General features: G+C 64.5%; 10 protein-coding genes. 5 read left to right on the top strand and 5 right to left on the bottom strand.

The window, feature by feature from the left end:
• Window positions 1–190: 190 nt before the first annotated feature.
• The 3 genes from J8I87_RS32510 to J8I87_RS32520 all read right to left on the bottom strand — a co-directional run bounded on the left by J8I87_RS32510 (window position 191) and on the right by J8I87_RS32520 (window position 4834).
• Window positions 191–1720 (bottom strand): CoA-acylating methylmalonate-semialdehyde dehydrogenase, encoded by a 1530-nt coding sequence (locus tag J8I87_RS32510; protein ID WP_209936304.1) that lies wholly within the window; start codon window positions 1718–1720, stop codon window positions 191–193.
• 155 nt (window positions 1721–1875) lie between these two features.
• Window positions 1876–3582 (bottom strand): AMP-binding protein, encoded by a 1707-nt coding sequence (locus J8I87_RS32515; RefSeq protein WP_209936305.1) that lies wholly within the window; start codon window positions 3580–3582, stop codon window positions 1876–1878.
• 106 nt (window positions 3583–3688) lie between these two features.
• Entirely contained in the window at window positions 3689–4834 is a 1146-nt protein-coding gene (locus J8I87_RS32520; RefSeq protein WP_209936307.1) for an acyl-CoA dehydrogenase, read from the bottom strand.
• Window positions 4835–5079: 245 nt separating this feature from the next.
• On the opposite strand from J8I87_RS32520, the gene J8I87_RS32525 reads away from it, so the two are divergent.
• From J8I87_RS32525 to J8I87_RS32550, 5 genes are all read left to right on the top strand, one after another.
• Complete coding sequence (locus J8I87_RS32525) at window positions 5080–6147, top strand: AraC family transcriptional regulator (protein WP_209936308.1); 1068 nt, start codon at window positions 5080–5082, stop codon at window positions 6145–6147.
• Window positions 6148–6225: 78 nt separating this feature from the next.
• Entirely contained in the window at window positions 6226–8043 is a 1818-nt protein-coding gene (locus J8I87_RS32535) for an NfeD family protein (RefSeq protein ID WP_409518852.1), read from the top strand.
• On the top strand, window positions 8040–8819 hold the full coding sequence (locus J8I87_RS32540; protein WP_209936311.1) for a slipin family protein: 780 nt from the start codon (window positions 8040–8042) through the stop codon (window positions 8817–8819). The genes J8I87_RS32535 and J8I87_RS32540 overlap by 4 nt, the downstream gene beginning before the upstream one ends.
• Window positions 8820–8986: 167 nt before the next feature.
• Window positions 8987–9238, top strand: a complete 252-nt coding sequence (locus tag J8I87_RS32545) for a DUF4148 domain-containing protein (RefSeq protein ID WP_209936313.1) — start codon at window positions 8987–8989, stop codon at window positions 9236–9238.
• Between the two features lie 454 nt (window positions 9239–9692).
• Complete coding sequence (locus tag J8I87_RS32550) at window positions 9693–10994, top strand: NCS2 family permease (RefSeq protein ID WP_209936314.1); 1302 nt, start codon at window positions 9693–9695, stop codon at window positions 10992–10994.
• A gap of 157 nt (window positions 10995–11151) precedes the next feature.
• Here J8I87_RS32550 and J8I87_RS32555 read toward each other — a convergent pair whose 3' ends face one another.
• Window positions 11152–11442 carry a DUF1488 domain-containing protein gene (locus J8I87_RS32555; RefSeq protein ID WP_209936315.1) on the bottom strand — a complete coding sequence of 97 codons (291 nt, stop codon included), beginning with the start codon at window positions 11440–11442 and terminating at the stop codon, window positions 11152–11154.
• A 261-nt stretch (window positions 11443–11703) separates the two neighbouring features.
• A complete protein-coding gene (locus tag J8I87_RS32560; RefSeq protein ID WP_209936316.1) occupies window positions 11704–11970 on the bottom strand; it encodes a DUF2964 domain-containing protein in 267 nt (88 codons plus the stop codon).
• Between the last annotated feature and the right edge of the window lie 17 nt (window positions 11971–11987).

Raw genomic sequence — 11987 nt, forward strand, 5'->3', positions numbered from 1 at the left:
GTGTGAGCCCGCTTTCTTTGCTTACTTTCTTTGCGGCGGCAAAGAAAGTAAGTGCCGCCCCGCACAGGGGCAACGCCAGCGCCGCGAGGCGCTATCGCGGATGCCCGCGCAGGGCAAGGCAAACCGCAATGCGGACGCCCGCCAAAAGGACAAAGCAAATCTGACCCGCGTCGCAGACAACCAAAAAAACCTACTTCAAACTAATAGTGGTATTAACGCCATCGGCAACAGCCGCATCATCGAACCACCGCGCTGTCACCGTCTTCGTTTGCGTATAAAACTGCACGACCTGTTTGCCATACGGCCCAAGATCCCCGAGCTTCGAGCCACGCGAGCCCGTGAAACTGAAAAACGGCACGGGCACCGGAATCGGAATATTGATTCCGACCTGCCCAACATCGATCTCGCTCTGGAACTTGCGCGCCGCCGCGCCGCTCTGCGTGAAGAGCCCGACGCCATTACCCATCGGATTGCCATTGACGAGCGCAATCGCGTCATCGAGCGTCGGCACAGTCATCACGCACAACACAGGACCAAAAATCTCGGTCTTGTAGACATCCATATCGACGGTGACGTCGCTAAATACTGTCGGGCCGACGAAGTTGCCGTCCTCATAACCCGATACCTTCACGCTGCGGCCATCGAGCACGAGCTTCGCGCCTTCCTTCACGCCCGCTTCGATCATGCCGAGAATGCGCGTCTTCGCCGCGCGCGACACGACTGGCCCGACGTCCGTCTTCGGCTCATGGCCCGCATTGATTTTCAGCGTCTTCGCCTTCTCGACAAGTTCCGGCAGCCAGTCCTTCGACGCCCCCACCAGCACCACCACCGACGTCGCCATGCAACGCTGCCCCGCCGCGCCGAAGCCCGCGCCCACCAGCGCATTGAGCGTCTGCTCGCGGTTCGCGTCCGGCAGCACGACGGCGTGATTCTTCGCGCCCATCATCGACTGCACGCGCTTGCCGTGCTGGCTGCCCAGGTTGTACACATGCGTGCCCACCGCCGTCGATCCGACGAACGAAATCGCCTTCACGAGTTCATGCGTGCACAGCGCATCGACGACTTCCTTGCCGCCGTGCACCACGTTCAGCACGCCCTTCGGCACGCCTGCTTCAATCGCGAGCTCGACCAGTTGCATCGTCGACAGCGGGTCCTGCTCCGAAGGCTTCAGCACAAACGTGTTGCCGCAGACGATCGCCATCGGGAACATCCACAGCGGAATCATCGCGGGAAAGTTGAACGGCGTAATGCCCGCGCACACGCCGAGCGGCTGGCGCAGCGTGTACGTGTCGACGCTGCCCGCGACGTTCTCCGCGAACTCACCCTGCTGCAGCGTGCCGATCGAGCACGCATGCTCGACCACTTCGAGGCCGCGGAAAATGTCGCCTTCGGCATCGGGCAGCGTCTTGCCCTGCTCGGCCGTCAGCGTCTTCGCGATGCGCGGCATGTGCTCGCGGATCAACGCCTGATACTTCAGCATGATGCGCATGCGCGCGCCAATCGGCGTGTTCTTCCACGTGGCGAACGCGGCGTGCGCCGAACGGATTGCGGCGTCCACTTCGTCTTTCGTCGCGAACGGCACGCGCGCGAGCACCTCTTGCGTGGCCGGGTTCACGATGTCGCGCCACTCGGTCGTGTTCGATTCGACGAATTCGCCGCCGATAAGCAGTTTGACGGACTCGACCTTCTGGCCTTCGACAGCCGTGGGAATTGCGCTCATGCTGGATCTCTCCTGATTGAATTTCGGTTGCGGCATGAGTTGCCGCTCAGTTGCCGCTCAGTTGAGCTTTAGTTGCCCCTTAGTTGGGCTTTAATTGGGCTTTAGTTGCGCCTTAGCTGGCCATTAGTTGCCCTGTGGTTGTTCTTCAGTTCCGTTTAGTTGCCGTTGCCGTTGCGAAGCTCGGGGAAATCCTCTTCCCAGTACTCGTCGGGCAGACGCGCGGGTTGATCCGTGCGCTCCAGTTCGCGCCGCCTCAGTTCGACGCGGCGGATCTTGCCGGAGATCGTCTTCGGCAAGTCGCTGAATTGCAGCCTGCGAATGCGCTTGTACGGCGCGAGCTTTTCGCGCGAGAAACGGAACACGTCGCGCGCCAGCTCGGGACCGGCTTCGAAGCCATGACGCACGGTCACGAACGCCTTCGGCACCGAAAGGCGCAGGGGATCGTTGCTTGGCACGACAGCCGCCTCGGCGATCGCTTCGTGCTCGATCAGCACGCTTTCGAGTTCGAACGGACTGAGCCGGTAATCCGACGACTTGAACACATCGTCCGAGCGGCCCACGTAGACGAGATAACCATCGTCGCGCCGCATCGCTACATCGGACGTGTGGTAGTAGCCGTTGCGCATCGCGTGTTCGGTGGCCTTCGCGTTGTTCGCGTAGCCCGTCATCAGGCCGAGCGGACGTTGCGCGAGCGGCAGCGCGATTTCGCCTTCGGTCACGGGATGATCGTCGGCATCGACGAGTTCGACGCGATAGCCCGGCAATGGACGCCCCATCGATCCCGGCACGACCGGCTGCCCCGGCGAATTGCCGATCTGACACGTCGTTTCCGTTTGGCCGTAGCCGTCGCGGATCGTGATGTTCCAGGCATGCCGCACGCGCTCGATGATCTCCGGGTTCAACGGCTCACCCGCGCCGACGATCTCGCGCAGCTTCACCGGGTACGACGCGAGCGGCTCTTGCACGAGCATGCGCCATACCGTGGGCGGCGCGCACAGTGTCGTCACATTGCAGCGCACCAGCACGTCGAGCGTCTCCTTTGGCACGAAGCGCGCGAAGTTGTAGACGAACACGCAGGCCTGTGCATTCCACGGCGCGAAGAAGCAGCTCCATGCGTGCTTCGCCCAGCCTGGTGAACTGATGTTCCAGTGGATGTCGCCGGGTTGCAGGCCGATCCAGTACATCGTCGAAAGATGGCCGACGGGATAGCTCTGATGGGTATGCTCGACGAGCTTCGGCTTCGACGTCGTGCCCGATGTGAAGTACAGCAGCATCGGGTCGGTGGCGCGCGTGACGCCATCGGGCGCAAACGATGCGCAAGCCTCGTACGCGGCGGCGATATCCGTCCAGCCGTCGCGCGGCGCGCCGACCGAGATGCGTTTTAGCGGCACGTCGAGGCCGTCGAACTTGCCCGTCTCCGCGCTATCGACGATGACGAAATTCGCGCCGCCGATCTGCACGCGGTCGCGCACGTCGTCGGGCGACAACTGTGTGGTGGCGGGCAGCACGATCGCGCCGAGCTTCATCGCGGCGAGCATCACATCCCACAACTCGACGCGGTTCGGCAACATCAACAACAGGCGGTCGCCACGGCCGACGCCCAGAGCGCGCAGGAAGTTCGCCATTCGCGACGAGCGCTCCGACATCTGCGCATACGACAGCTTGAGTCCTTCCTTCGCGGGATCGTCTACGATCCACAGCGCGGGGTTGTCGTTGCCCTTCGCGACGACGTCGAAATAATCGAGCGCCCAGTTGAACTCCGCGAGTTCCGGCCATCTGAATTCGCTGTACGCGCGCTGATAGTCGGTACGGTGGCGCAACAACAGGTCGCGCGCATCGAAAAAGCCCTGGGCTGCCGTCATCGTCGTCTCCTGGCGAGTAGAACGGAGTTGGCGCTTTAGCGCCTCGCTCACGTCTTGTGCAAAGCTCGTTGGCGCGGATGCGCTCTATTGGCGGATTATTCTGCGCTCAAACGTGCCGCGCGATAACCATTCTTTGTACTTCGCTCGTCCCTTCGTAGATCTGCGTGATGCGCGCGTCGCGGTAGTGCCGCTCGACGGCGTAATCCTCCAGGTAGCCGTAGCCGCCGTGAATCTGAATCGCCTTCGAGCAGACCTCTTCGGCCAGTTCCGATGCATACAGCTTTGCCTGCGACGCCTCCGACAGGCACGGCCGGCCCGCGCTGCGCAGCCGCGCCGCATGATGCACGAGCAGGCGTGCGGCGTTCAGGCGCGTGGCCATGTCGGCGAGCATGTTGGCGATGGTCTGATGCTCCTTCAGCGCCTTGCCGAACTGGATACGCTCGTTCGCGTAGCTGCGGGCGGCGTCGAACGCCGCGCGCGCGATGCCGACCGCCTGCGCCGCGATGCCGATGCGCCCGCCCTCCAGGTTCGACAGCGCGATGCGCAGTCCTTCGCCCGGCGCGCCGAGCAGGTTCGCTTCGGGGACGGCGCAATCGTCGAGCGAGATCGGGCAGGTGTCGGACGCGCGTATGCCGAGCTTGCTCTCGGGACGGCCGACATTGAAGCCCGGCGTGTCCGTCGGCACGATGAAGGCGGAGATGCCGCGCTTTCCCGCGTCGGGATCGGTGACGGCGAACACGATCGCGAGGCTCGCGCGCGAGCCGTTCGTCACGAACTGCTTGCTGCCGTTGAGCACCCACTGGCCCAGCCCCTCGTCGTCACGCAGCACGGCCCGCGTGCGGATGTTGTTCGCTTCGCTGCCGGCATGCGGCTCGGTCAGGCAGAACGCGCCAATGCGCTTGCCCGTCGCGAGGTCGGCGAGATAGCGGTCTTTCTGCGCGCCGGTGCCATAGTTCAATATCGGCCCGCAGCCGACCGAGTTGTGCACGCTCATCATCGTCGCGCACGCCGCGCAGCCAGCGGCGATCTCTTCGAGCGCGAGCGCGTAGGCGACGTAGTCGGTGTACGAGCCGCCCCATTCGGGCGGCACGATCATGCCGAGAAAGCCGAGCTCGCCCATCTGCCTGACGATTGCCGCGGGCAGTTGCCCTTCGCGGTCCCACTGCGCCGCGTTCGGCGCGAGGCATTCGACTGAGAAGTCGCGTGCCGCGTCGCGGATCATCCGTTGTTCGTCGGTATAGAACTCGTCCATGTTGCCGCCTGTGTCTCCGCGTGTTCTCTGTGATCCCGCGCCTGCTGCACTGCACATGCGGCGCGTTGGTTGGAATCAAGTGTAGGCGGCGCCCCCGCGGGATTCGATGCCGCGTCCGATCAATCTGCGTGAGCGCATTTGCCATATGCGCATTCCGTGCACGGCCGCAATGCGGCAAAATGGCGGCGCTGCCGGGCGTCGGCGGCGTGGCGAATGAGCGCATTTACCAGAGGACGCACGACTGCATGAAAGCGGAAAGAGGCACGATCTCAGTGAGTCTCGTCGAAGAGACACTGGCGCTGGCGCGCGCGGGCGGCGTCGACGAACGCAGCATCGTCGAGGCGGCGGGCATCGCGCCGCAAATGCTCGCGAGCCCGAAGAGCCGCGTGACGCCGGCGCAATACGGCGCGCTGTGGGCCAGCATCGCCCGCGCGCTCGACGATGAGTTCTTCGGCCAGGATTCGCACGCGATGAAAAGCGGCAGCTTCATCGCAATGACACAGATGGCGCTGACGGCGCGCAACGGCGGCCAGGCGCTGACGCGCGCGGTCAGCTTCATGCGCCTCGTGCTCGACGACCTCTCCACGCAGATCGACAGGCGCGACGACCGCGTGCGCCTCGCGTTCGCGCATCGCGACGGCGCGCCGCAACCCGCGATGTTTGCTTATGCAACGTACTTCATTGTGGTCTACGGTCTCGTGTGCTGGCTCGTCGGGCGGCGCATTCCGCTGATCGAAGCGCGCTTTCGCTGCGCGGAGCCGCCCGCTGCGCACGAATACCGGCTGATGTTCTGCGACGACCTCTCATTCGGACAGAGCGAATCGTATGTCGATCTCGCGCCGGACTTTCTCGAACTGCCCGTCGTGCAGACGGCGAAGTCCGTCAAGCCGTTTCTGCGCGATGCGCCCGCGAGCTTCATCATCAAGTACCGCAATCCGGGCTCGCTTGCGGCGCGCGTGCGCAAGACGCTGCGCGCGCTGCCGATGTCCGCGTGGCCCGGCTCGGACGACATGGCGCAGCGCCTGAACGTCGCCGAGGCGACGATGCGGCGGCACCTGAAGCAGGAAGGCTATACGTATCAGTCGATCAAGGACGACTTGCGGCGCGATATCGCGATCGTGGAATTGCAGCGCGGCGGGCAGTCGATTGCCGATATCGCCGTGACGCTCGGTTTTGCGGAGCCGAGCGCGTTTCATCGGGCGTTCCGCAAGTGGACGGGAATGCGGCCGGCCGATTATCGGGCGGTCAACGCCCTCGCCCACGCGGCGAACGCGGGTATGTCCCGTCGCGCGGAACGGGCGGAATCCGACTAAGCTTAAGTCAGGCCAGCCCTTTCAGGCCAGGCGCCGCCCGGCGAACATCGATACGTTGCGGCGCACCGGCCGTCGACGATGAGAACGTACCGGCTTCTCCCGTTCCGGCAAGTGGGTGCGCGGCGTGCCCCTTGCGGCGCGCGCTTCGCGTCACGCATTGCGTCCGGCGCTTTCATGGCCGCTCGCGCGTGTGCTGCGTCGGCGTGGGCTTTTTGCGTTGCTGCGTCAGGCGTTGCTGCGTCGCGCGTTGCTGCTTCACGCGTTGCTGCGTCAGGCGTTGCTGCGTCAGGCGTCGCGGCGTCAGGCGTTGCCGCCTTTCGCATTGCATCCCGCCCGGCTTCTGCTCGCGTCGTTTCCGGCGCCCGTCACGCGCTGACGCGTCACGCGCTGCTGCTCGTCCTGGCGCTTTGCGCCGCCACACCCCTCATGCATTCGGCCCAGGCCGCGCAGTCCGCGATCGCGCCCGGCAGCGTGGTCGTGATCCCCGTCTCGGGCGCGATCGGCCCCGCCACCGCCGACTTCATCGTGCGCGGCCTCGCCCGAGCCGCCGACGAACACGCGCAGCTCGCAGTCCTGCAACTCGACACGCCGGGCGGCCTGGATACGTCGATGCGGCAGATCATCAAGGCGATTCTCGCGTCGCCCGTGCCCGTCGCGACCTACATCGCGCCAGGCGGCGCGCGCGCCGCGAGCGCGGGCACCTACATCACGTATGCGAGCCACATCGCCGCGATGGCGCCGGGCACCAATCTCGGCGCGGCGTCGCCCGTGCAACTGGGCATCGGCGGCCAGGACGCGCCGAAACCGGGCCAGCCGCCCGGCTTGCCGGGCGCGGCGCCTTCGTCGAGCCCGGCCGCGCCCGCCGCAAAGGACAACGCCGCCTCCGCCCCGCTCGCGATGGACAGCCAGTCGACGGAGCTGCGCAAGCAGCTTCACGACGCCACCGCCTACATCCGCGGCCTTGCGCAACTGCGCGGCCGCAACGTCGAATGGGCCGAGCGCGCGGTTCGCGAGGCCGTGAGCCTGTCGGCGCGCGACGCGCTCGACCAGAAAGTCGTCGATCTGATCGCGCGTGACATCCCCGATCTGCTCAGGCAACTCGACGGCCGCACCTTCGAGACGGCAGCGGGCGCGAAGCGCCTGTCGACCGCGCATGCGCCCATCGTCACGCTCGAAGCGGATTGGCGCAGCCACTTCCTCGCCGTCATCACCGATCCGAACGTGGCCTTGATCTTGCTGATGATCGGCATGTACGGCCTCTTCTTCGAGTTCGCGAATCCCGGCTTCGTGCTGCCGGGCGTCGCGGGCGCGATCAGCCTGCTGCTCGGCCTCTTCGCGCTGCAGCTGCTGCCCGTCAACTACGTCGGCCTAAGCCTGATCTTCCTGGGCCTCGCATTCCTGATCGCCGAAGCATTTCTGCCGACCTTCGGCACGCTCGGCTTCGGCGGCATCGTCGCGTTTGCGATCGGCGCGCTGATGCTGATCGATACCGACGTGCCCGGCTACGGCATTCCGCTGCCGATGATTGCCGCCGTCGTCGTGTTCAGCGTGCTGTTCATCTTCGGTGTTTCGGGCATGGTGTTGCGCTCGCGGCGCCGGCCTGTCGTGACGGGCGCTGAGGCGATCATCGGCAGCGTCGGCGTCGTGCTCGACGACGGGCTGAACATCGCCGACGCAGCCGACCCCGCCGACGGCAAGACGGACAGTCAGCGGGACAGCCTGTTGCACGGCGAGCCCGAACGCGTCGGCTGGGCGCGCGTGCATGGCGAGCGCTGGCGCGTGTGCTGCACCGCGCCCCTCGCGGCGGGTCACGCCGTGCGCGTCACCGGGCGGCGCGGTCTCATGCTGACGGTCGTGCCCGCAACCGACACCCCACAAAAAGGAGAACGCACATGATGGGTTTCACTTTCGGCTTCGGCAGCATCCTGATCCTGCTGGCAATCATCCTCGTCGCCTCGTCGGTGCGCGTGTTCCGCGAGTACGAACGTGGCGTCGTCTTCATGCTGGGCCGCTTCTGGAAGGTCAAGGGACCGGGCCTCGTGCTCATCATTCCCGTCGTGCAACAGGTCGTGCGCATGGATCTGCGCACTGTTGTGTTCGACGTGCCGCCGCAGGATGTGATCACGCGCGACAACGTCTCCGTCAAGGTGAATGCCGTCGTGTACTTTCGCGTCGTCGATCCGGAGCGGGCGGTGATTCAGGTCGCGCGTTATTTCGAGGCAACCAGCCAGTTGTCGCAGACGACGCTGCGCGCGGTGCTCGGCAAGCATGATCTCGACGAACTGCTGTCCGAGCGCGAGCAGTTGAATACCGACATCCAGCGCGTGCTCGACGCGCAGACGGATGCGTGGGGAATCAAGGTATCGAATGTCGAGATCAAGCATGTCGATATCAACGAGACGATGATCCGCGCGATTGCCCGCCAGGCGGAAGCCGAGCGCGAGCGGCGCGCGAAAGTGATTCACGCCGAAGGCGAGTTGCAGGCATCGCAGAAACTGCTGCAGGCGGCGCAGATGCTCGCGCAACAACCGCAGGCAATGCAGTTGCGCTATTTGCAGACGCTGACAACCATTGCCGCCGACAAGAACTCCACCATCGTGTTTCCGTTGCCCGTCGATCTGTTGACGGCCGTGCTCGATCGCATGGGCAAGCCCTCTCAACATATGGGTTGAGCGACGCTCATAGCCGCAGGCGCGTGGCAGCCGACGCATGCATCAAACGCGCCTTAAGGACTCCAATTGACGCAAAGTGAGCAACGATTCATTTCACTTACCGAGCTTACCCATTGCGAATACAGAACCTAAAATAAAGGGTCATCGTAACTTTTCGGGCCCCTGCCATGAAACTGATTCCTCGTATGGTTCTGGGTGCGCTTATCGGCGCTGCCGCCATGTCGTCCGCGCTTGCGCAGACTGCGCGCCCGTATGATCAGAACGCTCCCAAGACTCGCGCCGAAGTGAAAGCCGATCTCGTCGAATGGCGCAAGGCGGGCTACGATCCGCTCGACTGGATCAACTACCCAGCCAACGCAATCGCAGCGGGCCGCATCGTCGCGCAACGCCGCGCCCAGGCACAAGGCGGGCAGCAATAATCCGCCGTATCGTTCGCCACGCTTGACGCGCGTCTTGCCGACGCGCGGCATGGGTGGCGTTGTCAATTTGCACTGTCAATTTGCGTTGTCAACTTGACGCTCGTCGGCGAAGGTAACGGCCGTCGAACGCTCACAGTGAAGTTGCCGCCGCATCGGCGCGACTGTTTTTTCCAGCGCTTTGCCTCTCGCGATTCCCCTCGTCACCCTGCCCGACGCGCCGCGTCAGGTATCATCACGGCCCTTCGCCGCTGAAACGTCACCCGCGCCGCCTGCGGCGCGGGTGTTGCATCGGCTCAACGCACGCGCGGCAAATGCGCTAGTTGCGCACCAGTCGTGATTAAATCCGCCCGTGGCAACCCGTTGGATGGAAGCGTCCCGGCAGCAGAAGCAGCGCAGAAGAAGCGGCAACAACAAGCAGTGACGAACGACATTTCAAACGACGAGAGACTCGCTCATGGACTCCGTAAAACGGTATTTCGGCTTTGACGAAGCAGGGACGAACCTGCGCGTGGAAGTGCTGGCAGGCGTTACCACGTTCCTCACGATGGCCTACATCATCTTCGTCAATCCGGCGATTCTCGGCGATGCAGGCATGCCGAAGGACTCGGTATTCGTCGCGACCTGCCTGGTCGCGGCGCTGGCGTCGCTGATCATGGGCTTCTGGGCGAACTACCCGATCGCCTGCGCACCCGGCATGGGCCTGAACGCGTACTTCGCGTACACCGTCGTAAAGGGGATGGGCTTTACTTGGCAGGCCGCGCTCGGCGCGGTGTTCGTCTCCGGCTGCCTGTTCCTGATCGTCACGCTCTTTCGCGTGCGTGAAGTGATCGTCGCGGGCATTCCGCATTCGATCCGTATCGCGATCACGGGCGGCATCGGCCTGTTCCTCGCGATCATCTCGCTGAAATCGGCGGGCATCGTCACGGGCAACCCGGCGACGCTGGTCACGCTCGGCAACCTGCACGACCCGCATGTCGTGCTCGCGATCATCGGATTCTTCGCGATCGTCACGCTCGATTATCTGCGCGTGCGCGGCTCGATTCTGATCGGCATCGTCGGCGTGACGATCCTGAGCTTCTTCTTTGGCGGCAACGAGTTTCGCGGCATCGTGTCGGCGCCGCCGTCGATCACACCGACGCTGTTCCAGCTCGACATCAAGGCCGCGCTGTCGACGGGCGTGCTCAACGTGATTCTCGTGTTCTTCCTCGTCGAGCTGTTCGACGCGACGGGCACGCTGATGGGCGTCGCGAACCGGGCGGGCCTCCTCGTGCACGGCAAGATGCACCGCCTGAACCGCGCGCTGCTCGCGGACAGCACCGCCATCCTCGCGGGCTCGCTGCTCGGCACCTCGTCGACCACGGCCTACATCGAGAGCGCGTCGGGCGTGCAGGCGGGCGGCCGCACGGGCGTCACCGCGATCACGGTCGCTGTGCTGTTCCTGCTGGCGCTATTCTTCGCGCCGCTCGCGGGCGTTGTGCCCGGCTACGCGACAGCGCCCGCACTGCTCTATGTGTCGTGCCTGATGCTGCGCGAAATGGCCGACCTGCCGTGGGACGACGCGACGGAAGTCGTGCCCGCCGCGCTCACCGCGCTCCTGATGCCGTTCACGTACTCGATCGCGAACGGCGTAGCGTTCGGTTTCATTTCCTACGCGGGGCTCAAGCTGCTGACGGGCCAGGGGCGTCAGGTGAAGCTCGTCGTGTGGGTGATCGCGGCCGTGTTCCTGTTCCGCTTCTTCTATCTCGGCTCCGAATAGGCACGCAACGGCGCATCAAACGACAACGCGGCCTTTCGGGCCGCGTTCTCTTTTGCATCTAACCAATGATCAACCGACGTGCGGCGCGAGCGCTCCCGCTCGCGGACATTACAACCCGCGAGGCCAGCGGCCCGCAATCGAGAGTCGTCCGTTCGGCTTAGGTACGCCAGTTCGCCTCGTAGAAGCGGACATAGCCGCTGCGCAGCACCACGCATTGCGCGCGCGTTTCCGACAGCAGACGCCGCGTCGCCGCTTCGATGCGTTCGCGGTGCGTCGAGAACGCGCCCAGCATGTCTTCGATACGGGGCGATGCCGCACCGAAATGGTCTTCCAGCGCCTCAGCGGTGATCATGCATTCCACCCTTTGCCCATCGACCATAGCCGGAAATGCCAGAGTCAGCTCGCGCCCCGAGTACTCAGGGACTTCTTTCGGGAAAATGATCTGCATGGGAACACCTTGGTTGAACGACACCGCCGTGGGCCGCGCATGCCCCGGTTCACGCCTCCGTTGTGGATCGCAGCGCGGGCTGCCAACCGCAAGCGCTCGCCGCGGTTGATCTCAACACTGTAGACGACATCCGGCAGGCCGCAAGTTTTGTTTCGCCACACACCAGGATGGTGCCGCCATCCACTGCCCGTCGGCGTGACACGAAGAGCCGCCTTGCGCGAATCTCCCTGGCGATGCGGCGTTGCAGCGTAAAGTGCGCGCCTAAAACTGCGTGGGCAGGTGGTGATGATGTTCGTGCGGCCCGGCGTCGCCTGCGGCTTGCTCGTGCGGCGTCTTGCCCGGCAGGTCGCGCGGCCAGAGCGTGAGCATCGTGACGCAACCGACGATGCCGATCGCGATCGCGATCACGCCCGCCCAGATCTCCCGGTCGAGGTAGTAGAGCGAGCCGTGGATGGACAGTCCAATGCCGCCTAACGCGATGAAAACCGACAGCGTGGCGAGGACGACTCTCAACTCCATGCGCACCATGACGTTCTCCTCGAACT

Origin of the sequence: Paraburkholderia sp. LEh10 (genome assembly GCF_017814945.1) — a bacterium.
Classification (GTDB): domain Bacteria; phylum Pseudomonadota; class Gammaproteobacteria; order Burkholderiales; family Burkholderiaceae; genus Paraburkholderia.

Coding starts and splice junctions, on each gene's coding strand:
- J8I87_RS32540 (WP_209936311.1), top strand. CDS start 8,040: ATGATGGGTTTCACTTTCGGCTTCGGCAGCATCCTGATCCTGCTGGCA.
- J8I87_RS32555 (WP_209936315.1), bottom strand. CDS start 11,442: ATGCAGATCATTTTCCCGAAAGAAGTCCCTGAGTACTCGGGGCGCGAG.
- J8I87_RS32510 (WP_209936304.1), bottom strand. CDS start 1,720: ATGAGCGCAATTCCCACGGCTGTCGAAGGCCAGAAGGTCGAGTCCGTC.
- J8I87_RS32520 (WP_209936307.1), bottom strand. CDS start 4,834: ATGGACGAGTTCTATACCGACGAACAACGGATGATCCGCGACGCGGCA.
- J8I87_RS32535 (WP_409518852.1), top strand. CDS start 6,226: ATGAGAACGTACCGGCTTCTCCCGTTCCGGCAAGTGGGTGCGCGGCGT.
- J8I87_RS32525 (WP_209936308.1), top strand. CDS start 5,080: ATGAAAGCGGAAAGAGGCACGATCTCAGTGAGTCTCGTCGAAGAGACA.
- J8I87_RS32560 (WP_209936316.1), bottom strand. CDS start 11,970: ATGGTGCGCATGGAGTTGAGAGTCGTCCTCGCCACGCTGTCGGTTTTC.
- J8I87_RS32515 (WP_209936305.1), bottom strand. CDS start 3,582: ATGACGGCAGCCCAGGGCTTTTTCGATGCGCGCGACCTGTTGTTGCGC.
- J8I87_RS32550 (WP_209936314.1), top strand. CDS start 9,693: ATGGACTCCGTAAAACGGTATTTCGGCTTTGACGAAGCAGGGACGAAC.
- J8I87_RS32545 (WP_209936313.1), top strand. CDS start 8,987: ATGAAACTGATTCCTCGTATGGTTCTGGGTGCGCTTATCGGCGCTGCC.